The organism is Acidisoma sp. L85 (genome assembly GCF_009765865.1).
GTDB lineage: Bacteria > Pseudomonadota > Alphaproteobacteria > Acetobacterales > Acetobacteraceae > Acidisoma.
Window position 1 is genome coordinate 133,338 of the sequence record NZ_LMUQ01000052.1, and the last position, 23,516, is coordinate 156,853.

18 protein-coding genes are annotated in these 23,516 nt (G+C 57.6%); 15 read left to right on the forward strand and 3 right to left on the reverse strand.

The genetic code is table 11. From position 1 onward, the window contains the following. Positions 1-472: 472 nt before the first annotated feature. From GSQ83_RS16425 to GSQ83_RS16455, 7 genes are all read left to right on the forward strand, one after another. The gene (locus tag GSQ83_RS16425; protein WP_158803952.1) at positions 473-721 is read left to right on the forward strand and encodes a hypothetical protein; all 249 of its coding nucleotides are present in this window, start codon (positions 473-475) and stop codon (positions 719-721) included. Between the two features lie 1,553 nt (positions 722-2,274). After that, a complete protein-coding gene (locus GSQ83_RS16430; protein ID WP_158803953.1) occupies positions 2,275-2,616 on the forward strand; it encodes a MarR family transcriptional regulator in 342 nt (113 codons plus the stop codon). A gap of 611 nt (positions 2,617-3,227) precedes the next feature. Beyond that, positions 3,228-3,533 carry a hypothetical protein gene (locus GSQ83_RS16435; protein WP_158803954.1) on the forward strand — a complete coding sequence of 102 codons (306 nt, stop codon included), beginning with the start codon at positions 3,228-3,230 and terminating at the stop codon, positions 3,531-3,533. A gap of 2 nt (positions 3,534-3,535) precedes the next feature. Next, positions 3,536-3,793 carry a hypothetical protein gene (locus tag GSQ83_RS16440; protein WP_158803955.1) on the forward strand — a complete coding sequence of 86 codons (258 nt, stop codon included), beginning with the start codon at positions 3,536-3,538 and terminating at the stop codon, positions 3,791-3,793. 352 nt (positions 3,794-4,145) lie between these two features. Next, the gene (locus GSQ83_RS16445) at positions 4,146-5,237 is read left to right on the forward strand and encodes a competence protein ComEC (protein ID WP_158803956.1); all 1,092 of its coding nucleotides are present in this window, start codon (positions 4,146-4,148) and stop codon (positions 5,235-5,237) included. Positions 5,238-5,459: 222 nt separating this feature from the next. Next, positions 5,460-5,972 (forward strand): hypothetical protein, encoded by a 513-nt coding sequence (locus tag GSQ83_RS16450; protein WP_158803957.1) that lies wholly within the window; start codon positions 5,460-5,462, stop codon positions 5,970-5,972. A gap of 181 nt (positions 5,973-6,153) precedes the next feature. After that, a complete protein-coding gene (locus GSQ83_RS16455; protein ID WP_158803958.1) occupies positions 6,154-6,597 on the forward strand; it encodes a hypothetical protein in 444 nt (147 codons plus the stop codon). Between the two features lie 463 nt (positions 6,598-7,060). Here GSQ83_RS16455 and GSQ83_RS16460 read toward each other — a convergent pair whose 3' ends face one another. Together GSQ83_RS16460 and GSQ83_RS16465 are read right to left on the reverse strand one after the other, a co-directional pair. Continuing rightward, a complete protein-coding gene (locus GSQ83_RS16460) occupies positions 7,061-9,589 on the reverse strand; it encodes a transglycosylase SLT domain-containing protein (protein WP_158803959.1) in 2,529 nt (842 codons plus the stop codon). Positions 9,590-10,233: 644 nt separating this feature from the next. Then, entirely contained in the window at positions 10,234-10,953 is a 720-nt protein-coding gene (locus GSQ83_RS16465; protein WP_158803960.1) for a recombinase family protein, read from the reverse strand. Between the two features lie 466 nt (positions 10,954-11,419). Here GSQ83_RS16465 and GSQ83_RS16470 point away from each other — a divergent pair, with 466 nt between their 5' ends. From GSQ83_RS16470 to GSQ83_RS16500, 7 genes are all read left to right on the forward strand, one after another. Beyond that, positions 11,420-11,728, forward strand: a complete 309-nt coding sequence (locus tag GSQ83_RS16470) for a hypothetical protein (protein WP_216850243.1) — start codon at positions 11,420-11,422, stop codon at positions 11,726-11,728. Between the two features lie 3 nt (positions 11,729-11,731). Beyond that, positions 11,732-12,073: a hypothetical protein gene (locus tag GSQ83_RS16475; RefSeq protein WP_158803962.1), complete on the forward strand. Its 342-nt coding sequence runs from the start codon at positions 11,732-11,734 to the stop codon at positions 12,071-12,073. A 1,131-nt stretch (positions 12,074-13,204) separates the two neighbouring features. Next, positions 13,205-13,897, forward strand: coding sequence for a hypothetical protein (locus GSQ83_RS16480; RefSeq protein WP_158803963.1), 693 nt, complete (start codon positions 13,205-13,207; stop codon positions 13,895-13,897). A gap of 699 nt (positions 13,898-14,596) precedes the next feature. Next, on the forward strand, positions 14,597-14,788 hold the full coding sequence (locus tag GSQ83_RS16485; RefSeq protein WP_158803964.1) for a hypothetical protein: 192 nt from the start codon (positions 14,597-14,599) through the stop codon (positions 14,786-14,788). A 514-nt stretch (positions 14,789-15,302) separates the two neighbouring features. Beyond that, positions 15,303-18,119 carry a PriCT-2 domain-containing protein gene (locus GSQ83_RS16490; RefSeq protein ID WP_158803965.1) on the forward strand — a complete coding sequence of 939 codons (2,817 nt, stop codon included), beginning with the start codon at positions 15,303-15,305 and terminating at the stop codon, positions 18,117-18,119. A 276-nt stretch (positions 18,120-18,395) separates the two neighbouring features. After that, positions 18,396-18,950, forward strand: coding sequence for a hypothetical protein (locus tag GSQ83_RS16495; RefSeq protein ID WP_158803966.1), 555 nt, complete (start codon positions 18,396-18,398; stop codon positions 18,948-18,950). Continuing rightward, positions 18,947-19,162, forward strand: a complete 216-nt coding sequence (locus GSQ83_RS16500) for an AlpA family transcriptional regulator (protein ID WP_158803967.1) — start codon at positions 18,947-18,949, stop codon at positions 19,160-19,162. Before GSQ83_RS16495 ends, GSQ83_RS16500 begins: the two co-directional genes overlap by 4 nt. A gap of 77 nt (positions 19,163-19,239) precedes the next feature. Here GSQ83_RS16500 and GSQ83_RS16505 read toward each other — a convergent pair whose 3' ends face one another. Continuing rightward, positions 19,240-22,467 (reverse strand): glycosyltransferase, encoded by a 3,228-nt coding sequence (locus GSQ83_RS16505; RefSeq protein ID WP_158803968.1) that lies wholly within the window; start codon positions 22,465-22,467, stop codon positions 19,240-19,242. A gap of 423 nt (positions 22,468-22,890) precedes the next feature. Here GSQ83_RS16505 and GSQ83_RS16510 point away from each other — a divergent pair. Continuing rightward, positions 22,891-23,516, forward strand: a 626-nt coding sequence (locus GSQ83_RS16510; RefSeq protein WP_371418031.1) for a calcium-binding protein, incomplete at its 3' end; no start/stop codon positions are given.

Genomic DNA, 23,516 nt, shown 5'->3' on the forward strand with positions numbered 1-23,516 from the left:
ATCATCTCGTTCTTCTGCTGAAGGAATCGGATCATGTCCTCGCGGCTGTGTTGGCGCTATCAGGCAGAAAGGAAGTACTCGGAGCGCTTCAGGTAACTGCCGGGCGGGAACTCCTTCGAGACATGCTTAGGCAGCTGGACGAGCTAACCAGTTGCAGAGCGCAAATCCCGCCGGCCTGACGATCTTTCCCGCTTCGATGCCGTTGGATTTCTCTTTGGATGCAGTCTTAGCAGTGCTCTGCCGCGTCAGTCGTCAGGAATCAAACTAGCTCGATTTGCAGGGGGGAAGGTGCTCGCTACCTTCCGTAGCCGCGCGCTCATTCAGGCATCATCTCGCGGACCGTTGTGCCGTCCTGGCCAGTGTCCTGCAGATCGATAAGCGGACGCGGCGTCTTTACGCGCGAGCTGATAGGGCGTTAGGATCACCGCAGGTAGAGCAACTGCGTCAATAACCCGCAGCGGGAAGGAAACTGATGAAAACGGTTGTGGGCATCGAGACACTGGAGCGCTCGGAAGCGTTTGCCCGAGCGGCGTGGTGGCTTTGGATTGTCGCGACGGCTGCTCTCTTGGTGATGGCCTCGCTCGAGTTCGTCGCATCATTGTTGAACACTGCGAGCGTCGACAGCGGCGACGAAATGGCCCGCGCCGCAATACTCTTAGCGTCCGCCGCGCTGGTCTATGTCGGCGGACGCGCTGCACGGCACGTCATGGGTGACGACTAGGCCGCCTGGTCCTGGAGCGTCCCGTCAATCTCATCCGCCATCGCCAAAATCATCTGCGCCGGGGTCGAGGCGAAAGTAAACGCGCGCCGCAAGGCTCGAAGTGACGCCGAGCGGGCGAGCGCTCTGTAGGCGCCTTGGGAACCCCGCTTATCGCTGAGGTGCCGGCCGGCCAGACCGCAACGTGGCGAGGCCGCGCAGCTGGGGTTGTCTGACATTCACACCATTGCCCAGGAAGGGCCGCAGGAGGGACAGATTCCCCTTCTACTCCTGCTCGCCTAATCAGGGGTGAACGGGTTGGTTGTCTACACCTTCTACCGTCTGGGTACGGCTGGTCATGTGGTAAGCACCGGTGAAGTTGCGTGCGCCGATGACGCGTCCGCACGCGAGGTCGTTGCGCTGTCTTTAGCCCCGCAAGAGACGGCCGAACTGTGGGAGGGCATCCGCCACGTGGGCAAAATCACGGGCGCCGAACTACCCGGTGGCGAATAGCTCATCCAAAAGTATTAGTCGCACGTAGGTAAGGCAGAGCCGTTCCATATGGAGCCAAGCCATGCCGCGCGCCCACAATGCTCTATCCCCACAAGCCGTGCTCACCGGGCTTTTGCGATACCTGGAAGGCTCGGGTGCCCTAACCCAAGAGGAAGGGCAGGCGATCGTAGTCCGCGCCAATCTCCACCGCATTCATGAGGGAACCGATAGGACTTTAGGCGCTTCCCTGATCATCGACAGCCTTCTTCTGAAACTCGACAGGCTTCCCATTCCTCCATCGGAAGGCTCACGATGAAGAATAATTACAGTTCAAAATATTCCTGGTCGCCATGTCAGCCACGGGGTTGGCCATCTCAGGCGTATGCGCGGTCCTCAAATCGTACGGCATGCTCTAGTAGCGCCGCCTACTCTTCTCTTAGACGGGAACTGGCATAGTTATGGGCGGATATGCTGTTGGATGGCTTCGCCCTACCGAAAGGCCTGCTAGAACTGCCGCGTAAGTCTCCGAGCAGTTGTAATTAAATACAGGCGGTGGATCGGAACACACAGCTATGTTGCGGTCTTGTGAGAGCACCCGTTGTGCGGCGGTTACATGACGGCGCTAAGTCCGAGCGCGCGCAGATGGAAGTGCGTACACGGGACAACAATCGGCATGGCTAATTACAATTTCTACCGCACCGCTGCGGGTGGGCGTCTCGCATTGGCGAGCGAAGTTTAGACTGCTGGTGGCGCCGACGATGTATCGGCACGGTCGGCGGTAGCGAAGGTGTTGGCGCCACGGGAGACCGCCGAACTTTTCGATGGCAGCCGACACGTCGGTCGAATCGAAGGTGCGAAACCTCCTCGGGAAGGTGATCCCCGGTAACGCCAAGCCGTCCGAGCCGCTCCGCCGCGCTGTCGGCGGCTGTCCCCAAGGCTAACGCGGGGGGGGGGCGCCATTCGTCATCAAATCCGAACCACTGATCTAATTGCGGTGATTGATGCTCACGAAACTGTGAGGCGGCTCGCTAATCGGTCACAATTAGATCACTTAGAGGCGAACACGTTACGGAACGATACAATCCATGGCCCAGCGCCCTCGCGACGAAGAGGCAACTAGCGACAAGCTTCTTTTGGGGCTGCTTAGCAGCGTCCTCGGGATGGTGCGAACGAAAGACCCCGACCTTTCTATGCGGCAGCTCGCGGTGCTTTTAACCGCCCATACCGCCGAAACGCGGCAAACCGTTCGGGGTCTCGCGGCGGCTCTTGATGTCAGCAAACCAGCAATAACGCGGGCGTTAGACAGACTTACGGAACACGCCCTGGTGCGCCGGGTCATCGATCCCGGCGATAGAAGGTCGGTGCTGGTAGACGTGACGAAAAGCGGGCACGCGCTAGCCCGCAGCCTCGGCCGCGCCTCAGTTTGAGGCAAATCGGACCATGATTCCCGAGATGTGACTCCCCCGGAACGTAAGTTCCCGGTATGTTCCCCCATAAGCGAACTCATATATGTGCCGGGTATGGACGATGACGCGGACGTACGAGCAGCGGAAGGCGAGCGACGCCGCAGGCGGGGCCAAGAGGCCTTGCGCGAACCTCTCGGAAAATGGTCGGGCTGGCGCATCATTGTCCAGTGCCCAAGCCCGTCATGCCCCCGGCCACGTGAGCTACCCGTCGAAGATCTGATTGAGGCGATGGGCAACGCGACCAAGGTGGGGTCAGTCGTGCGGCGGTTAGTATGTGGGAAATGCCGCGCCCGGCCGAACTGGGTTACCCTTGCGCACCACGTGGCAAGATATCCCTTGCTCGGAGATCGGCCAGCAGAATAAAAACCCGCAGTCTAAGGATTTGAACCTAGCAGTCCGAAGTATACATGTGAGATGTATACTTCTTGGCAGGCAATTATATTACCTCAAGTCCCGCGAGAGTCCACTACGGTCTTTCGACAATTTAGGCATACTTAAGACCGTCTTTATAAGTATTGGGGATTGCTGCAATATCATTGCCATAGCAACCCACCAACAGTAGGAGTTATATTATGTCAGACATAACAACCGCCATCACGAATCCCGCGCCCCCTCCGCCCGCCAGTCTTCTTGGCAAGGCTCTGGACGTGGTAATCGAAGCCCTTGAGTCCGGTCTGCCTCCCGACAAGGATACTTTCGGCAAAGCATTGGATGCTGCCCTACATGCCCTGGATGCCGAGGAATATGACGATTGCCCCGCCCTCATCCCCCGGGATGGGTGGCGCATTATCGATGACTTGCAATTCGAACTTGAGCCCGCCGAGCCCACCGGGTCATGCTGCGGAGATGGCGCGACGGCGGGGAGGCTGCCGTCCTAATCATGGACGTGACGCCTTATCCCGAAAATTCCGAGCCCGCGCGGATATGGCGGGTACTGAAACTGCCCAACACCCCGGTCATCACGAAGCGGCTGGGCAAGGCATTCTCCTGCGGTGGGCAAGCCGATGTGTGTCTGCGCTTGTCCCGTCCCCTGGATGCCTCCGAGCCGGAAGCGGTGGCGCTGCTGGATGAGCTGGACGCGATGGGTTTCCGGTGTCGGGTTATTCGGCGGCGGCGGCGCGGGGCGGTTGGCGGGTGACCTAGACGCTAACAGCGTTCGACGTAGAAAAGCCGCTCGCTGAGCGGCTTTTTCGTTGAACAGGGTAATCACGCAATACGGTTGGAGTTGAGGCTACAAATCCCCGTAATCCACAAGGCGGGGCATCAAACCGCAGTACGTTAACTAACCGGATGCCTATCTGAGGCGAATTAGGAAGTGCAATAATTGCGCATCTGCTGCGACTCGCGGCGTACTATATGTAGCTGTCAATTTGCGACTTTAGGCACAAGATCAGGTGTTGACGGTGGTCCGCACTAGCCGGACGGCTCTTCATTTGTGAGCACGTTTTTTACCTCGCAAACCTGAATTTGAACGCGGAAGGACATCTTGCGTGGCCGATTTCTTCGAGATCGATTTTCTAGAAGTTCACACAGCCAAAAGTGGCGACGCAATTGGAATTAGATATGAAGTGGGTGGCAGTCTTTGCATTCACGTGGTGGATGGAGGCTATCAGGCAACGGGCGAAAAGCTTGTTGCGCACATCAATCAGTTCTACGACAGACCAGCCTTTATAGACCACGTCGTAGTGACGCATCCCGATCAAGATCATGCAGAGGGCTTGCAGGCAGTTATTGAGAGTTTTGCAATTGGGACTCTCTGGATGCTGCTGCCTTGGAACTATGTTGATGAGTTGCTCCCTAGATTTTCCTATAGCAATCCGGAAAATCTGAAGAGACGACTACGTGAGGCATATCCTTATCTTGCGGAGTTGGAGAAGATCGCGAACCGCAGGGGTATCAAAATTTGTGAACCCCTACAGGGAGTCAGAATAGGCGAATTCACAGTCTTATCTCCCACTCGGGCACGATACCTGAACTTGGTGGCTTCATCTGCCAAAACGCCGGAGGAGACGGCTCACGACAATATGCTAGTGCGCGCCAGTCAGTTCGTCTTCGATGCCGCGAGGGCCACAACAGCGTTCATTCGAGCCTCCTGGGGGCTTGAAGTGTTTCCCCAAGATGGTACGAGCAACGAGAATGAGATGAGCGTTGTACAGTTCGCACGTCTTTGCAATCAGACCATCGTATTAACTGCCGACACCGGTAGGGATGGGCTGACCGAAGCCGCCAACTATGCACCTGCTGTTGGCTTAACACTCCCCGGAGGCGTGAACCGTTTTCAGGTCCCGCATCACGGCGGGCGCCATAACGTATCGACGGAAATCCTTGACCGCTGGTTTGGAGAGCGCCTGCTGAGCCCTCCGGCCTCAGGATTGGAAAGCTTCACAGCGATTGTAAGCGCGGCAGAAGAGGACGAACAGCATCCGCGCAAGGTGGTAAAGCGGGCGTTCATACATCGGGGTGCAAAGCTCATCTCAACCGATGACGGCAGGGGCACCACGCGCACGGGCCACAACGCACCTGCCCGAGCCGGCTGGAGCGCAGCGATCCCGGTAGCTTACCCCGAAGACATGGAAGAATAGCCTTAGGTGGCATGGGAACAGTTTCTAACCGCGAGCGGGTTTGACCGCTACGACCGGATAGCTCGCATATCTCCAGCCCTCCTCTGTTTGTTGCCTACGTTCGTGGTCATACTCCTCTGGCTCCCCACGGTCTGGACATTACTGGGTAGCCTTGTCTCGCTGGTCGTAGGGTGCGGATTAATCTACGGCCTTGTTCAATTCGTTCGATACCAGGGTCGTAGAGTGGAAAAGAAGCTTGGCAACAAAGTGGGAAAGGCGAAGACCGCCGCCCTACTTAGCCACGCGGACCCGCATATTCCCGCGACGACGAAGGCTCGTTACCATAGATATTTGAGGAAGCACGGGCTAGAGGTGCCTGATCTGGAGCAGGAGAGGGCGGACCCCATTGCTGCATCGGACAGCTATCACTCTGCTGTGGATTGGCTACTTGAACACACTCGGCCAAATACCAAGAGTTCCATGCTACATAGTGAGAACATCACATATGGCTTTCGTAGGAATCTACTCGGGCTAAAGCTCGTCGCGATATTGCTGACCCTGATGGCATTGGCAGGTAACACTTACTTCATCTGCGCGCGATCTGATCAATCTCAGCTGATCGCCGGAATTATAGTCGAACTCTTTCTGTGTGGCACGTTGAGCGGCTGGCTGTGGGTAATTAACTCCAGTTTTGTTGAAGATGCATCGCTAGCCTATGCACAACGCTTTCTAGCTCAATGCGAGAAAGCGAAATAGCCTCTATAGCCATTTCGGCACGTATTGCCCGGCAGTGTGAGAAATCGATATCGCAATTACGATATATCGCGTATTATAAGGGAAACTAGTGAGACGGAAACACTTGGATCGGCATCGGAATGGATTCGACTCCACCGTCCCGCCCGTGTATATTGGCACGGTATTAAGCGGGAGGCATTTCATGAACGGCTACGACAACCACCCCAATGACCGCGAGCCAATGAACTTCGTCCAGACGTGGTTCGCATGGCGGATCGTCGCCTTGCTGTGCAGGGTGGCAGCCGGTGCGCTGGTGGTAATCTTCGGCATCTTCGCGATTATTGCCGGGGGACTCTTCGGGCAAGACGCGGAAATGGGCGTCGTCTGGGCGATGTTCGCCGCACCAGTAGCGCTCTTCGTTGGGGTATGCATCTACACATTGTGGCCGAGGGAGACATCGCGTGAGAAGTGGCTCCGTCAGCAAGCTGCCCGCCCATGGGCACCGGAGCATGCCGAGCCGTGGAAGTCCGCGAACCCCGTGCAACTCGGCCAGCCCGCACCGCGCATGTCACCGGATGCCGCATACGACTTGAACGAAGCCACGTGGCGGACGCGGGTCGAGCCAACCTTCACGTTGCGCCGCTGACCTAATCGCCTACAACTGAATGCCGAACGGCCCGCCCTAATCGGCGGGTTTTCTTTTACCGGGGGACGATGGGGTTGGGCCTCTACATCGCCCCCAGGCTTTTCACCATATGGCGAAACTATCGACCCCGGGGTGAGGCCCCACCATAGTAACCGTCACCCAGGGGCTTCGCCTTTACGGCGAAGAGGATTAAGTCACTACGTGGCGAGCATGTGTGCGAGCGCGTTGGAATAGATGTCCGCTGTGTCGTAGTCCATGCCTACCTCCTCCATCAGATACAGACGAAAGCCTGAAATTGATCCGCCCAGGGCTTTCCGTACACGGTTGCCGGGTTGCCGTAGCGAAGGCTGGAAGGCCTTGCGGTAGTGGGCAATCAACTGTTCCCGATTGCGTGGTCGTGGGGCGGAAGCGCAACGGATAGATCCATTGCTGAACTCTATAATCATGTCGATAATTTCCTGTATTAAGCTTGCTTCGGACCGGGTCCGCGTGCCCCGCCTGGGCGGGTGAATTCTGAACTTTCGTGACCAGTCTTGAACCCGTGGAAGCCGCCACCGCCGAAGCTGTTACCGCTGGGGTGCTGAGTCCAACCCTTGTCGTGACCGCCACTAATTTCTGCCATAGCTTTTTGCACGGCGCTTGCGAATGCTGCGACAGAGTCCGACGCGGTAGCAACGTTGCCCGCAAGAGATATAACGCTGTCACCCAGGCTACCGCCGAAGGTCGCATCCGTGGTCTTGAATACCTGCTCTGCTACACCCATGTCGAGGGTCTGGGCTTTAGACAGCAAGCCATTTTGCGCGAGGTTTAAATTCCCCAGGTTATCGTATGCGGCACCCCAAAGCTGGCCATATTTACCGTTTCCACCGCCGTTGTATGCGAGCGCCGTTTGCAAGGCGCTTTTGCCGCCTTTTGATTTCTGCTTCCAGACCTCTGCACCGACTAAGGCTCCGACACGTGGGTCACTCTGCACTTGGTCCCAGGTTACATCGCGGTCGATATAGCCGTTCTTCTGGCCATCGTTGAAGGTGTCGCGGGTCACTTCGAGAATCCCGCCGTGCCCACCTTTGCTCGCGTTCGGGTCGTTGCCGAAGTTGGACTCTACCGCTGCCGTAGCTAGCAAAGAACGTGGATCAACGCCCGTCGCCTTCGCCGCATCCATAATGGCCTGGAAGTTGTAATCGCTGATGCGCCCGTATTTCACGCTTCCGGGGACGTCTGGCAGATTGCCACCACTGGGCTGCGAAAGATAAGCGGCGACGTCACTCACCGGCATGCCGCTCATACTGGCGATGGCAGCTGTCTGCGCGGCGCCCGTGAGCCCCATTCCACCAGTATACTGAATATCCGCATCCAGCATCTGGCTCGGTGTCAGCATACTCTTAATCGACGATGCATAAGCTAGCACGTTTCCTTGCTTCGCGGCATCTACGGCATTGGAAATAAGGTAGGATTGTTGCGGCGTGGGTGTTCCACCTATGCCCAGCTGCTTCGCAACGCCCGCCGCCGTGGATTGCATCCCGCCTTTTTGGTTAACCCAACGCTGCAAGGCCATATTGCCGATGGTATTGCCACTATAGCCGAGCGAGCTGGACTCGCCGGAGAGGCTGCTCATAGCTGAGAGGACACCCGAACCGTCACGCATATTGGCAGCACCGCTACCCGCGAGACGGCCCCATAGGTTCGCGAGCCCACCCGGATTGATATTTGCACTGCCGCTGCTCGCCGCGATTTGCAGCATCCCTTGCATGGTGTCGGCGACCTTCGAGTGGTCGAGGCCGAGGCTCGTAGCCTTCGCCATCACCCTTTGTAGTCGGGAAAAGTACTTGTCCGTGGACGCGTTGGAGTCACTGTCTGGGCTGTTCGTATCGGCGTCGGCACTAGCCTGGATGTAAGACGGCCCGAGCAATGTCTCGTATTGGCCGAGACCAGCGGCGTAACGAGACGCACCCAAGCCGCCGAGATACGCCGTCTGGTCCGCCTGGGCGGAAGCGGAGACGACGCCGCGAAGCATGCCCGCGCTATCCCCCCGGTTGCCATAAGCCGAATAAATGTCGAGTGCCGATTGTGGACCTAGCCCGTAACGCGACTCCCACGGGAGCGGCCCGGTTCGGTTGAAAAGCGAGTTGCGCAATGCATCCGCACCATAGCCACCGGCATTTCCGATAGCCGAGGTCCCACGCTGATACGCCATATATGGCGCGGCCTGTGACAGCATGTCATCGATCATGCCGGAGACCTTGCCCGGCAAATTGTAGGCTGCCTTGAGCACGTCAAAAGCCGCGAGCCCGCCGATCCCAATTGGCCCAAGGGCACCTGCCTCCAGGCCACCCGCGAGCGAACCGGCTTCACCGAACGTGCTGGCGGCACGGCCGATGCCACCTAGCCCACCGGAACGACCTTCGAGCGCACGACCCGCCTGGGACATGCCGTAGCCGAAATGCCGTCCGCGCCGATAACGTGGACCGGGCGGACCGGGACGGTTGGCGATGTCATAAGAGGTGTTATCGCGGTCCGCGTTGTAGCGCATCGCGTGATACGATGCGGCGGCACTGCGGGAGTCATACCGCGCGTTCTCACGGCTCGCAGCAGCGTATGTCTTCAGGAAATTCTGGTCGGCTTGCTGCTGTCGCTTAGTGCGGGCATCGATGCTCTTGTTGTGGTAGTCTGCCTCTTGTCGCTGCTGGCGGCGACGCATGTTGTGGTTCTGGTCTTCCCATCGAGCTTCTACCTGCGCATGCTTCCGAAGAAGGTCGAAGTTAGCATTTTCGAGTTTTGCCTCGGCCTGGTAGTGACGCCGCACGGAATCAAAATTCTGGTTCTGCCAGGTGGCCTCTTGGCGCTGTTGGGAGCGCAGTTTGTTGTAGCTAGTTTCGATGCGACGCGAATTGTAGGCATCGATGAAATTACCGCCGCCCTGTTCGCTGCTACCGTCACCTTCGCCGCTGTTGTTGCCTTTTCCGGGATTACCCGTAATCGTGATGGCGGGCACTATCGTGCGTCCCCAGCAAGCCGTTCGGCTTTAAGCCTGGTAGCCTTAGTGTCCCATTTAAATTGGACACAGTGGAGGCAACCATCATTCGCAATGTAGCGGAGGCCGGTATGTCCGCGAAGGCAAGTCACGTCAGAAACATACGTGGCCGTGTTGGGATCAGCGGTTTTCGCGGCAGCAATCAATTCAAGGCGATGTGCTCGCTTGCGACTGTAAATGGTCTTACGGAAAGGCTTAGCGGTATCGGTGACTTTAGGCATCGGTGAACTTCTAAATGGATGAATGGATCTTGTAGTCCTATCCCTATCATCCGCTCGTGAGCCCAGCCTATAGTTAGAAGACTTTGAGAAAACTTTATCGTAGAAATTGCTAGAAAATTTTGGGGCCGATGTATGGGACTGGTAAATGAATTTTGTGGCAAGAAAGAGCCACTTTTAGAAGGCCGTTAAAATAGCATTGACCAGGATTGGGGGCCTGACCCGCCTCGCAGAGGGCACCGGATCCTGCCCCACTCCATGCCCCCTGTACATACCTGACCAGCGCTTTGACCGTACCTTCACCGGATAGGGTAGCAGTACGATCGCCGGAATGCGCGTTAGGGTCTAGATGGTTTTAGAAACGTCTGACCTAACCTGAACACCTCATCAGCCCTCAGCCTCCACACGCAAGAGCACGCGACGCACTGCGGTAGCGGTCCACATACTGCCACGAGGCGTAGCAATGCCTCGCCGTGTCAGTTCATCAGCGATGGTCTGTAGGCTGATGTCTGCACCCATTTCTGCACGTATCTCACGGATGGAGAGCACCACATTGTATGCATGTTGATTGGCAACAGCAGTGCGGGCCTCGGCGGAAGCCTTAGGACCAGCCTCGCGACCTGCGAAGCCTACGGGGCGATAGCCTCTATCACCACCAAGCTTGACACCACGGGCCTTAGCAGCAGCGAGAGCAATCTTCGTGCGGGTGCTTATCATACGCCTCTCTTGCTCGGCCAACGCGGCGTAGATGTGCAGCATGAAAGGATCCGCGTGGGGGCCGAGGTCGCAAACGAGAAAGGGCACGCCCCGCGACATTAGAGAAGAGATGAAGGCCACATCACGGGAGAGCCTATCCAACTTGGCGACCACTACCGCACAGCCGAGGCGTTTGGCGTGGGCAAGGCTAGCAGCAAGCTTCGGGCGACGTTCAATGGCGTCTGTCCCCTTGGCTGACTGCACCTCGACATACTCTGCCGCGACAGTCAAACCCTCTGCCGCACAGAAGCGGGCGATTGCCTCACGCTGGCCCTCTAGCCCCAGGCCAGACTTGCCTTGACGGTCCGTCGAGACCCGGAGGTAAGAAACGAAACTGCGGGTCTGCAACATGGGATTCGCTGTCTCCGTCTTGGTGAAGGCAATTTGCTCCCATGCATGAGCTATGTCAACAGAGAATCAACGTCCGTAGGTCCTGTAGTGATATATGACTTGATGAGCCTTGCATCCCCGCAGCCCACGCGGTTTCCCATATGGGAACGACGTAGACAGCGAGCCCGCAAAGTTCATCGGGGAGAGAAGGTAAGACGGCATAATAGTGGAACCGGCGCCGGGCCGAATAGCATGAAGTCGCGCACATAGCGTATGGAGGACCGCTCGAATTTATTTCTAAAACAGCGCTAAAACTGTTCTCCAACTATACGAAGGGGCGCACAGGACATGCTATAAAATACTTACCGGCGCACATCAATAACGATACCGCCTTTTGCTTTTGAAAGTCTCGACTGTGCCTTACCCATCTCCAAGCTTTAACAGCCCACCCGCAAGACCCGCATTCCAAGATCAACTAGCAACCGACGTGAACTGGTTGATTCTTGCGGACATGTCCTATCCAGTTCTTTCGCAGCTGCATTGGGATGACGGAATTTCTCACACCCGCGACGGAACCAAAACAGGCGGCGTGCCAAGCATCTCGGCCGTGTGCTGGACCGGTGACTACAAGCCCACATTCAAAGTCGGCGATACCTTCAACGCGCATGTGCGTCTCAAAAGCGCGGAAGGGGGTGCTACGGTTCGTGGATACTCTCTCAAGGTCGCACACCTCGTCGATATGGGAGAACTGTTCTCCGTTCGGCTTGTAGGTCCCTACGGTTCGGTGAGGGTCTAAATCATGAGCACGATTAAAGGTAATCTCGCGGTGCCCGGTGGCAATGGTGATTTCACATTCCCAATTTATGAGTTCGCGTGGGATCCCGGCAGCATCGGTGGTTTGATGGACCCGACGCCACGCGATGCGCTGCTGCAACTCACGATTGGCGATGGCGGACTGTATAGCTTCGCGCAGGCGACGCAGCACCGGAGTCGATTCGACCTCTTTGCGACGTTGGGGTCGCGTGGCGTGCAACTCATCGACGCATGGCTTGCTGAGCAGCCCGGTGAACGGATTTTCGGCCAATATCCAAGCGCCGCGTTTACCCTGGCGTTTGGCGCATATTATAGGAATGTGAGGTAACCTAGCGCGGCGGCGCATCACGCAATTTTATCTACGACGACGACGACGACGACGATGAAAACAGAAAAGGCGGCTTCCGTGAGGAGGCCGCCTTTAATGCGTAAAAGTAAGTTTCCGGCTGAAAGCCACACCCATCATCGTCGGCGCCGCTAGGACAGCGCCGACAAGGATCAATGTACATCGCGGCACGGATTGGTCCTAGAGATGCCGCCGTGACCTATGACTCTTCGCCACATCGGCTTCGAGATAGGGAACAAACCGGCTCAACTTGCGCCGGTTTAGTCGGCGAGTTCCGTAGTCGTCGTTCGGCATGTGGTTGGCGCGAGTCAATAATACTATACGTGATAGTAAATATCTGAATAGGATGAGGTCAGGAAGTGATTTCTCCAATTCTGGAGTGGCACGGGAGGGGCCTAGCATTTTGCAGGTATATTCGGGACCGTTTCACAGCTGCATGGTGCTAGTAGCTAACCACACCCGCAATCGCTCGGCCATTGGTCTGTTAAATTATGACGCTCCGTCGGGGACGTCTAAGTAGGCGCTGCCACGTTCCGATTCGTCTTTTTTAGTATACCCATCCGTAGGTGATGCGTATCCGAAATGCTATAAAGGAAGTGAAACCCTCTTGATACTTAAAGGACTATTTATGACTGACAGCTCCCTACGACCGACATTTCCGGTCGACCTTGGAGATCTCGCGTACGCAGTTGATGTCTATGCGCACGCTCACCGATTTAAATGCACAACCGACGCCTTCCGCACACTTCTACAGGCCGGCCTCGACATGGCGCGAGCCAAGGCGGTAGCCCGTGGCTAAAGCCCCTAGAGCCCCCCGCACGCGGGACACGAGCCATCGTCGCGCATTGAGCGTTAACGAACAGCTATTAGCCGATATCGATGCTTTCAAGGTTGCGGGTGGCTTCGCGTCGCGGACCAGCGCAACGAAAGAGCTTGTTCGGCTTGGCCTGGCATCTCTTACGGCACGTGACGTGCCACAACCCACAACGTAGAAATGAAAATCGGCGCTAGCTCCTGCAAGAGCCGCGCCGATATAGTCGAGTAACCTTAATGAATGATATTTCCTATACCAATGCAGGCCAAAAGTCAAGCTCTGCGCTGAATGATTTTACCATGGCCGCCCAAAGTGGATGGCCCGCCGAATTGCTTCACGGAGAGCGCGGGGAAGATCCCGCCGTTAGTCTGCGGCTGGGTCACGCTCATCAAGGCGTGAGTTTCTGCGCCATTCTGTTGCGCACACTACTCACTCCAAACCGACCTGACACGTGGCCATCAAGGAAGGCCCGCGAGCTTGCCACGGTGGTCGAGCACAGTCTCATCGAAGCCACCGGCAGCGGGGGCCTTTGGTGCAGGCGAGACGCGGAAGGCGACTATCTCTGGCTATTCCGCACGACCAAGCCCGTTGGGGGCCGTGGGGTGGCGCATCTCCATCATCCAGCCTTCGGGCCGGTGGGCGAGCTACAGTGGCTCGGCACAGGCCACCGCGTGTTGATGAGCGGCGCACACCCCGGCTTTGGCGATTGCTGGTGGGAACGTAGCAACGCACCGGGGGAGGTCTTTACGCGGCCTGTCCTGGGTGATGGGACGCCGCTCGTTTGGCATCAGGCATTCAACGAAGAAAGCGCGGCCTTGGACCGGCATAGCTTCGTGGGCGATTACCGCGATGCGGACCCCCAAGTTCGGCCCAGCCTCGACTTTCTGTTTTGGAATGCACTGACGGCACTGGGCGGGAGCGGCGTTGAGATCGAGACGGCACCGGCTAAAGCGGTGGACGTGGCGGCATGGGACCGACACCGCGCGGCTTAGCGGCGGGCTTCATACTGATCGCCAGTGGGCCGGGTATCCTCATCGATATCCGGCCTTAATTTTGTTCGGCTTTCTGTCGCGCTTAGTTTGGCAATAGGTGGGGATGAAGTCCGCGTGGCTAAGTTTATCGAGTAAGGGCAGTGGTTGGGCCAGGATACCACTAGATGTTGTGTTCCCGTATCCTCAAAGGCCATATTCTGGTGAGTCTGGTGAGTCTGGTGAGTTGGTTTTCGATTACGCGTAGAGAACTATCATTCTCATATCGTTATAAATACTACAACTGCCTTTATATGTGTTCTGCTAGTTTTCTATGTACAGTTGGAAACCAACTCACAACACTCACCAGACTCACCAAACCGCGTCAAAACTGCCGCTGGCCTGGGTCGACGCGGGCCATCCCCGCGCCGATGCTTGGCTGACTTCATAGGCTGACCGCCATTCGGCTTCCCGCTCCCTACGAACAAACCGCTTGACTTCTAAAAAAGTTTTATGTTCCTTCGCAGGCGCAAGAGGCGCCATCCATGTTTTGAAGTAATTCCTCGTGTCTCCAAAGAATAAAAGTAGGCATTTAGAATCCACATGGCAGACCCACGCGCAAATCTTAAGTAACATCCGATTCTGGGCTAGGTAGTTCATCACTTTGCTGGTAGATAGAATACCAGATGACTACTCAACCCCCGCTCACAGGATTTTAACATCATGCTACCGCCTGGATTTACGCGCTACACCGTCAGCCTACCAGAGGTGTTCATTGACGAATTGAAGCGCCGCGCCGTTCTGAACCATACGTCGGTCGCCGAGCAGTTGCGGCAGACTCTCGTCTGCGGCTTCGAGCATACCCCCGCTCGCGGGCCGTCCTTCGTCACCGCCGCTGGTGCCCGACAGGCTTAATCTCGTGAGTGCTGACACGCATACGGCCGAGGATACGGCCACAACTGCCCCCGCAATCGACTCCCCCGTCCAAACGTCGGAAATCGACATCGGCGACGACCCGGATACGGACGAGGATCTAGCCCCCGGCGCGCATATCTTCGCGCGACTGGGACTGACAGCCGCGATGCGTCGCAAGTTGACGCTCGTACAACAGGTTTATCGCCTTCCGAGTGAGGCCAGCACGATCCGTGCATGTCTGTTCGCGGGATTGCCCATCATATCGAGGGCGCCCATTCCAAAGCACCTCGCACCCAAGCCTGCGGCAAAGAAAAAGGGATTCGACGTTTTGTCGAATCCCTTAGAAGTCTAGCTCTCACCACTTTTAAACCTGCCGAGGACTCCACCACGAGTTGCCTCCGCACCAATCACTATCATCCCTGAATTTGAATGACTTATGAACGCCTCTCATAACACACGAACCCCCGATCTGTCAAGCGTACGGGGCGAGAATTCCACCGGTCCCGCAATCGACGTGGATTACAACGACTACCGCGCCCTACAAGCGCACAAGCGAGCCATTATCAAGGCCGCTGCTCATCTTCTGCCACACATGCCGGCCGTTAACTGGCTTTGCTGGGGTTGGAAGAAGGACAGGAACACTGGCAAGCCTGGCAAGGTTCCGATGTTCGGATCGACGTCCAAGAACGTTGAGTCATGGCTCACCCTCGAACAGGCTGTGAAACGCATCGGTGAAACCGATCCGTACGGCAATGTCCTGTGTGTGGGTGTGGGCTATGTAGTTGTTGAGGGTATCATTAGTCTCGATCTTGACGATTGCATCGATGCCGAGACGGGCGAGATACACCCGCCCATCCAAGCAGAACTCGACAAACTGCCGAAGACTTTCACCTATAAGACGGTTAGCAAAACCGGTCTCCGCGTCGTTGGCACGGATTTATGTGGAGTGGTTACCGGTGGCAAGCGAACCTGCTACTTCCCGTCTGGCCACACGATCGAAATCTACGTGGGTCCGTGCACATTTTTTAACACGTTTAGTCCTACCGTCCTGCCAGGCCGCGATCTACCTGTCGCTGATCTTGGTTTCCAAACTCTGCGATATCTAACCGAGTTAGCCAACGATAAGGGTGTCATAGGCGGTGCCGCCGCCGTGCACGAGTATGACGGCGATGGGGCTGATTTATCCGACGAGTCGGGGGATTTATCGTCAACAACCGATATCCTGCACGCACTGGCGACCATCGTAAATCACCCGACGATGCAGTATCCCGATTGGAACAGAATTGGCGGTGCCATATTCAACGCTACAGGTGGGAGTGCCGAAGGTCTGGCGGCTTGGGACGCATGGTCGAAAGGCCATCCCAAGTACGCAGAGGGCACTTGCGCAGGGTGCTGGAACACCTTCAAGAACACGTCACCTTACGACAAGCTAAAGACGAACTTCGGTTCGTTGGTAAACATGGCACGGGAAGTAGATCCGACATGGCGTGCACCAAGCTGGAATGCTAACAAGGATAACGAACCCCGCACGGAGGCGACGGATGACTTCGGCTTTACGGAGTCCACCACATCAGCGGACAATGACAATCCTGAAGCGGAAGGGTCTAGCGAGAAAGACACCGGAACCGAAACGCCGAACGGCAAGAAATCCAAGGGCAAGAAGACCAAGTACTCCGAAGGTTCCGAGCCTAACACTGAGTCCGCTCCCTATAGCGAAGCCCTACAGCGTGCCATCGATAAAGCACCGCACAAACCAGTGGTCCAGCTGCGGACCGGAGAGTATCCAGCAGCTGCAACTGCGGGTGAGCGTGCTATTATCCGTTCAACGGCACAGATCTTCCAACGTGGACAGGATATCGTTCGTCCTTGTTCGGAAGAGGTACCCGCTGCGCACAACCGCACGACTAAGACCGCTTCCCTGCATGCTCTGACATCTACCGCGATGGCTGACACTTTGGACCAAGTAGCTTTCTGGGGTCGGTACGATGGACGGTCGAAAACCATCGCTCGTGTTGACGCCCCGAAGAAGGTCGGTGACACCATATTGAGTCGCGTAGGCATGTGGGCGTTGCCGAAGCTCAAAGGCATCATCACGTGCCCAACCATTCGACTAGATGGCACCTTGTTGTCGTCACCTGGGTATGACGCCGCTACTCATCTCTACCATGAGAAAGACAGCAGCATTAGGCTTACCGACACGGTGTACAATCCCACTCGTGCTCATGCAGAGGCTGCGCTAGCACTGCTAGAAAACCTCATCAGCGGATTCCCGTTCACGTCAGAGGTAGGCAAGGCTGTAGCGTTGTCGGCGATCGTAACCGCGCTGGTTCGCGGCACGATGGGTTGCGCCCCTCTTCACGTGTTCCGAGCCAGCACACCTGGCACGGGCAAGAGCTACCTCGCGGATGTAGTTAGCGCGATTGCCACAGGTTGCGAGTGTCCCGTCATAGGGGCCAGCAGCGAGAAGGCTGAGAGTGAGAAGCGCTTAACAAGCATACTCCTTGCAGGTTACCCGATTTGCAGTTTGGACAATGTAAACGGTGAACTTGGAGGCGACTTGCTATGCCAGGCAATCGAACGCCCCATCGTGTCGCTTCGGATTATGGGGAAGACGGAAGTTGTCAAGGTTGAAAGCACCACGATGATGCTTGCGACCGGTAACAATCTACGTGTGCACGGCGATATGGTTCGAAGAGCCATCATTGGTGACCTGGATGCCAACATGGAACGCCCCGAACTGCGGGACTTCAAGTTTTACCCCGTATCGGAAGTGGCCGAGAACCGTGGCCTGTACGTCAGTGCCGCCCTTACAATCGTCCGCGCCTACATTCTCGAAGGGCGGCCGAAGGTGCTGAAGCCACGGATCGGGTCTTTCGAGGATTGGTCGGATAACGTCAGAAGCGCGCTGGTTTGGTTGGGATGCGCGGACCCGGCTATCAGCATGGAGATGGCCCGTGACGATGATCCCGAATTAGAAGGTATTCGCGAAGTGATGGATAATTGGCGCCTTACCCTGGGAACCGATGAAGGCTTTACCTCGAAGGATGCCATCGACACCGCTGATGAGATGGTGAAGTCCGATAACGGGATACTTGAAGGCCATAAGCATCCAGAGTGGCGGGAGTGCCTACTCAAGATTGCGGGGGAGCGTGGTCGTATAGACGTGCGCCTTCTGGGCAACTGGCTGAGAGACAATGCCGGCAGAATTGTAGAGGGTCATCGCTTCCATAAGATTGGCACCAATCAGAGATCAGCGGTCTGGCAACTCAAGAAGGCTAAGCCCGCAGCCGACAACGTGGTCAACATAAGCGACTATCAAAACGTCGCTTAATCTCATCAATTTCCAATCTTATTCTATCAATTATATCTAGAAGCTTTCAATGAACATTTACCGCAACCTGCTTATCGCAGGAATCAACGAACTCGTTAGCGCCGGGGATATCACCCTGGCGGCAGTGGAGCCCCCCTTTCACGAACGCCCAGCCCGACACAAGCACGTCACATTATTTGAACGGCCAACCGTCATCCTGTGGAGAGATACGCCACCCTGAAAGATTCTTCACCACGCGGCGATCACTAGACTTGACAGAGTATAGAAGCTTTATGCTTGTTCAATTTACACCAAGGCGTCTCACAAGATGCCAGGGCGTTTCAACCCGATACCTTTCACAACACTCTTTTTTCTCACTGGAATAATTCAATGCCTACCTTACAACATCTCGAACACATCATTGAAGGTGTCTTCAAAACTACGATTAACCGCATGCCCGGCTACAAGAGCGCCGCACTCGCAATGCGCGATAAAGACGGTGTGTTCCACCAGATCGCGGAATTCTTGCATTATGAAGATGACGGCCTCGATGAAGAGGCGATGGTAGATGAGCTTTGCGCCGTTATCGGTTACGTGCACGAGCGTATGGCCGAGGACGGTTTCTCAGTCGTCTCCCAGGATTACCTTCCGATTCTACGGAAGAAGGTTTTCGGCTTTCGAATGGTCGACATGACCGAGCGCATGGGCACCGCGAGCGAGATGGCCGAACGCCTCGCCATTCGCTTCAACGATGCCGAGCCGGAATTCACATTCTGGAGGCGTGCGGCACCCCCCGCGCATATCGCCGCTACCACCGCCCGCGCCGAGCTGGTGGAGTGGATGACGCAATGACCGCCGCCGACAACATTAAGCCGACGCTTCTAACTCTTGCCGATGCCGCCATCGCGTCACGTGTTAGCCGCTCCACCCTCTACCGTCTCCTCGGCAAAGGGACGCTCAAAGCCAAGAAGTTGGGCAGCAGGACCCTCATCACAGCCGAGAGCCTGAATTTCTTTCTCGATAGCTTGCAGGACGCTACCTTCCAGTCACCGACCGTCCACTAGCGCAGCTGGTCTCTGGTGTATACGGCGGGGGATACAAGCCCGGAACTTGAGACTCTAAAACTAGCGATATCAAGATATTATACGCCATTCCATGCGGAGATTTGCTCCGCGAAGGTCGCCTTCAGCCGCCCGAGGGCGGGCAGGATGAGGCCGAGATCCGCGCCATGCGTCGCCGTTCCCATGTAGAGAATGCGCGTGACGCGGCCGGTGACGCCCGCCGCCGCGAAACTCGGGCCGCCCTCCGCATGCTCGGGCGACGGCGCTGTGGACCATAGCCGCTCGTCGAGCCCGTTCGGCACGATGACAAGGGCGCCGGGCCGCGCCACCTGAGCCAGCCGGGACGCGAGTTCTGACGTCGAAACTTGCACTCCGTCGGCGCCCCTCACCAGCGTCTCAACCACCAAGGCCTTCGGTGCCAGGCGATTGATTTCGCTGTGTTCCAGCGGCAAGTTCAGCAGGTCGTCGTCGAGATCGAAGAGAAGTTTTCCGCCACTTTCCCGCACGTGCGCGATCAAAGACTTGGCGGCCCGGGGATCCGGCACGGCATAGCGCTGCGTCACGATGAGGTCGGCGGTCAGGCCCAGCGCCTCGTCGGCGGTCGCCAGCGTGATGTCGATGCCCTCCCCGGCTTGCGGATGGGCGAGCGGCAATAGCGTGCGGATATAGGTGCAGGGGCTGAGGAGATCGCCTTCGTCCAGCCGCTCCGGCACCAGGATGACGGCGGTGCGTCCGGGTCGCCGTAAATCCTGCACCCCGGGCCTCGACCCACGCCGTCGCGGCTGGCTTGGCTGGGTCTTGAAAGGTAACAAATAAGAGGCCGGATAAAACTGAGCCACCTGAGGCACGGGCGGGATCGTGGGCGCGGTCCGCGACTTCGCAGCTGTGAAGAGGCCTGCGCTCCATTCCTCCGCGTTTGCGCCAGGATGCAGAAGCAGGGCCTCTGGATAGGTTGCGAGCCGCTCTCGGAAGGCGCCGAGATCTGTCGCCACGATTGGCCGGCCTGAGGCGATGGCCGCCGTCAAAGTGAGGCTCCAGGTCTCGGGCCAGGGCGCGGGAAACCAGATCACCTGCGGATCAAGCCGCGCGATCAGAGCGGGGAGCGCCTTTGGCCTGTAACGGCCGGTCTCCGCGATGAGGTGGGCGAAGTGCCTGGCCAGAGGCCGCTCGGCCTCGCCTATGAGGGTGATCGCCAGGCTGCCGGGCGGTGACCGCTCCGCCACTTCCATGACGAGCGGAGCGCCCTTGTGGTCGGCGAGCATGCCGAGAATTGCGACTCTCACCGGTGCCTCCGGCCGAGAGGATACCGACGCTGTCTGGCGCGCCGCCGGAACCGGCGCCAACTCCAAGGGTGCGATTACCGCGCGGTCCGCGAGGCCGTAGCGATCGAGGCGGCGCCGCGTGTCCTCCGTGCCGCAGAAGACGCGGTCCGCGAGACGGAACAACCAGGCGGTTTCGGAACGCCACGCCGAGATGTCATGCGCTTCGGTCGGCTCGCCCTGGTGGAGGCAGGCGTTGCAGACTTCCGGCCCCGGCTCCCCACAGTAGATAGCGTCCCGCCTCGGTAGCAGATTGACGCGCGGGCAGATCGCGAACCAGTCATGCACCGTCACGTCGAACGGCACAGCAAGCACGGCGATCATTCGCCGGAGGTTGAGGCCCAAACCGCGCCAATGGTGGACGTGCACCCGCGCTATCCCGACGTGCCGCAGCAGGCGAAAGATGGTTGCTTCGAGGTTTTTCGCGGGCAGGGTAATCTCAGGGTGGCCGACAGCGGCGGGTGCGCCGAGACGAAGACCTGGGCTTTCCAGGATGGAGCTGAGTAGCAGGATATTCGCCTGTCCGACGCAGGCTTCCGCCAGGTCGCGGATGTGTTGTCCGACCCCGCCGTCATGGGCGTGTTTGACCATCAGGATGGTAGGGAGACCGTTGGTGGCGAAGAATTGCAGCGTCGTTGCAAGGCGAAACGGGGCACCCTCGTCCAAGCGGATATGCACCGCAACGAGGGGGCGATAGCTCGGCCAGCGCCGGTCGAGCAGATCGGCGTTGCCCGAGAGTTCCGGCGCCCCGGCACCGAAACTCACGCTGCCGGCGTGATAGACAAAAATATCGCAGGCGAGGCGATGCTGCCACCCCGCCGCGGACGCCCGCATGCAATAGTCACTCTCCTCGCCATAGCCACGCCCGAAGGTGTCGGCATCGAAAAGGCCCAGCTCCGCATAAGCGTCGCCGCGCAGATAGAGGCAAAAACCGACTGTCGTGGGAACGCGGATTGACCGGCCCGCATTCGCCTTGCGACAGGCTGCATCGATGCTGGCGAGGCTCGCGCCGAATGGAATGGGGCCGCCATCGATCGCCGGATAGGAACAAATTGTCGCGTTGTTCGAAAATGGCGAAACCGTCGCGACATTAGGATGCGCATAGGCGTGTGCGGCGAGACGCTGCAACCAGCCGGACGGCACCTCGGTATCGCTGTTGAGCAGCACAACATCTCGCGCGCCGGCATGCTGTATGCCGCGATTGACGCTGGCAACGAAACCGAGATTGCGCTCGTTCTTGATCAGCGTGATCAGGCCGCGTGTGGCGAGGCGCCGCAGATAACGCGACAGGCGTGGTTCTGGCGAGGCATCATCGACCACCACGATGCGGAGTGCGGGATGGTCGGCATCGACTCCGGCGACACTTTGAGGGTCGCGCAGAAGGCTATGCAGGCAGCGGCGAGTGTCCTCAAAACCGCGAAAGACGGGGATGACGATATCGACGGCGAGATCACGCGGAGAGCGCGGCGGGGCAGTCTTGGCAGGCAAGCAGTTTTCAACGTCGAAGTGCCGCTCGGTCGGCAGTCCCAAAGCACGCCCGATCGCAAGGTGGAAAAGTAGGGGGTTGGGCGCCGACTCAGGTATTTGCGCAACGTAAAAGAGGGGATCGAAGCGTGGATGCGGTTGGCGCATCTCTTGGGCGCCGAAGCGCGCGTAATGCTGCAACGGGCTGAGACCCGCTTTCGCGACATCCGGATTATGCTGCAAATACCAGGAAGGGTTGAAATAAGGGCTAGGATCGCGAGCCTCGAAAGCACCCCAGCCCCGGTAGTGCTCGAGCGGATCAATACCATTGGTGCGGACATCTGGATAACGGTCGAGGTAATAAGCCGCATCGAATAACAACGCCTCGACGTCCTTGGTTTCGAGGTCCGCAAAGAGCGCGGCCGTGCCGGGGAATGCCTCGTCAGAGAGTGTCGCTCCGCGCTGCGTTTCCGAGCCTGTCCGCCGCTGTTCCGGCTGCTCTGTTCTGGCCCCGCCGGTACCCACCTTTATCTCCCAGCCTCCTCCTCCGCTTGATACTGTTGACGCGCGCAACGGATGTGCGATGGCCAGTTTAGAACACGTTTCTTGCGATTTCGCAACATACTGGATCGGCTGGCTAGCGTTGGTTTCAAAGCCTCATGCCGGTGTTCGTCAGTCGCTCGGATAACGCAGCCAAGACGGTCGGTCGCGCGTGCACGTTTCGGCTTGTACGGGCTATGCTTTACGAATTAGCGATGGCCAAATAACGTACCGACTTCTGGATCCACTTCTTTTCGGAAACGTTCCAACCAAAAACAGCTCTAATTACCTAAGAACCTAGCCCAGTACCCTTTAGCTTCACCCCCTTGCTATCATTGATATGGCCCGGTAGTAGCGGCCTGAGCAAACATCACGTTTTTGAGAGTTTGCTTCTTATCAAAGGACTTGATGATGGCGACGGTGACTGTTGCAGGCGGCCAATTGCTGTCGAACTTCACGGGTAGCAATGTAACTCTGCTTCAGGAGCTTGTGTCTGCAGGTTTCGGGCCGCAGTCCACGTTGTTCAACGGCGTCGGCACTGTGCCGGGCGGGGCTGGGAACAGTAGCCTGATTGTCGATGTGCTTCCTGGTACCAGCGTTATAGTGCCGTCTGGCTATAGCTCTGTTTTCGATGCCAATGGCGGCGACACGATCAATGGCGGCGACAACAATCTCAATGTTTTCCTTGGTGCGGGGACCGCCTTCAACACGGGCGGCGGCTCTGATCTGATCCATGCGGTGGCGGATACGATTACCGCGGGATCCGGCAGCACCACGGTCGTGGGGGCGGATGACAACACCGTCTATGGCGGCTCGGGCGCGATCATTGATGATAATTCGGGCGGTGGGTCGCTGTTGTTTGTTGGTGGTTCCGGCGCCGTATCGGTGGCGGGGGGTTCGGGCGATTCAACCATGTTTGGCGGCACGGGCGCGGCGTTCAGCTATCTCCGCGCGGGTAGTGGCAACAGCACGCTTCTCGGCGGTTCCGGTACTGGCGCATCGACGCTCATCGGCAATGGCAACGTGGTGGAGTT

Bases quoted from the DNA above. Each gene is read 5' to 3' on its own strand.
- GSQ83_RS16425 (WP_158803952.1), top strand. From the start codon at position 473: ATGAAAACGGTTGTGGGCATCGAGACACTGGAGCGCTCGGAAGCGTTT.
- GSQ83_RS16430 (WP_158803953.1), top strand. From the start codon at position 2,275: ATGGCCCAGCGCCCTCGCGACGAAGAGGCAACTAGCGACAAGCTTCTT.
- GSQ83_RS16435 (WP_158803954.1), top strand. From the start codon at position 3,228: ATGTCAGACATAACAACCGCCATCACGAATCCCGCGCCCCCTCCGCCC.
- GSQ83_RS16440 (WP_158803955.1), top strand. From the start codon at position 3,536: ATGGACGTGACGCCTTATCCCGAAAATTCCGAGCCCGCGCGGATATGG.
- GSQ83_RS16455 (WP_158803958.1), top strand. From the start codon at position 6,154: ATGAACGGCTACGACAACCACCCCAATGACCGCGAGCCAATGAACTTC.
- GSQ83_RS16465 (WP_158803960.1), bottom strand. From the start codon at position 10,953: ATGTTGCAGACCCGCAGTTTCGTTTCTTACCTCCGGGTCTCGACGGAC.
- GSQ83_RS16475 (WP_158803962.1), top strand. From the start codon at position 11,732: ATGAGCACGATTAAAGGTAATCTCGCGGTGCCCGGTGGCAATGGTGAT.
- GSQ83_RS16480 (WP_158803963.1), top strand. From the start codon at position 13,205: ATGGCCGCCCAAAGTGGATGGCCCGCCGAATTGCTTCACGGAGAGCGC.
- GSQ83_RS16485 (WP_158803964.1), top strand. From the start codon at position 14,597: ATGCTACCGCCTGGATTTACGCGCTACACCGTCAGCCTACCAGAGGTG.
- GSQ83_RS16500 (WP_158803967.1), top strand. From the start codon at position 18,947: ATGACCGCCGCCGACAACATTAAGCCGACGCTTCTAACTCTTGCCGAT.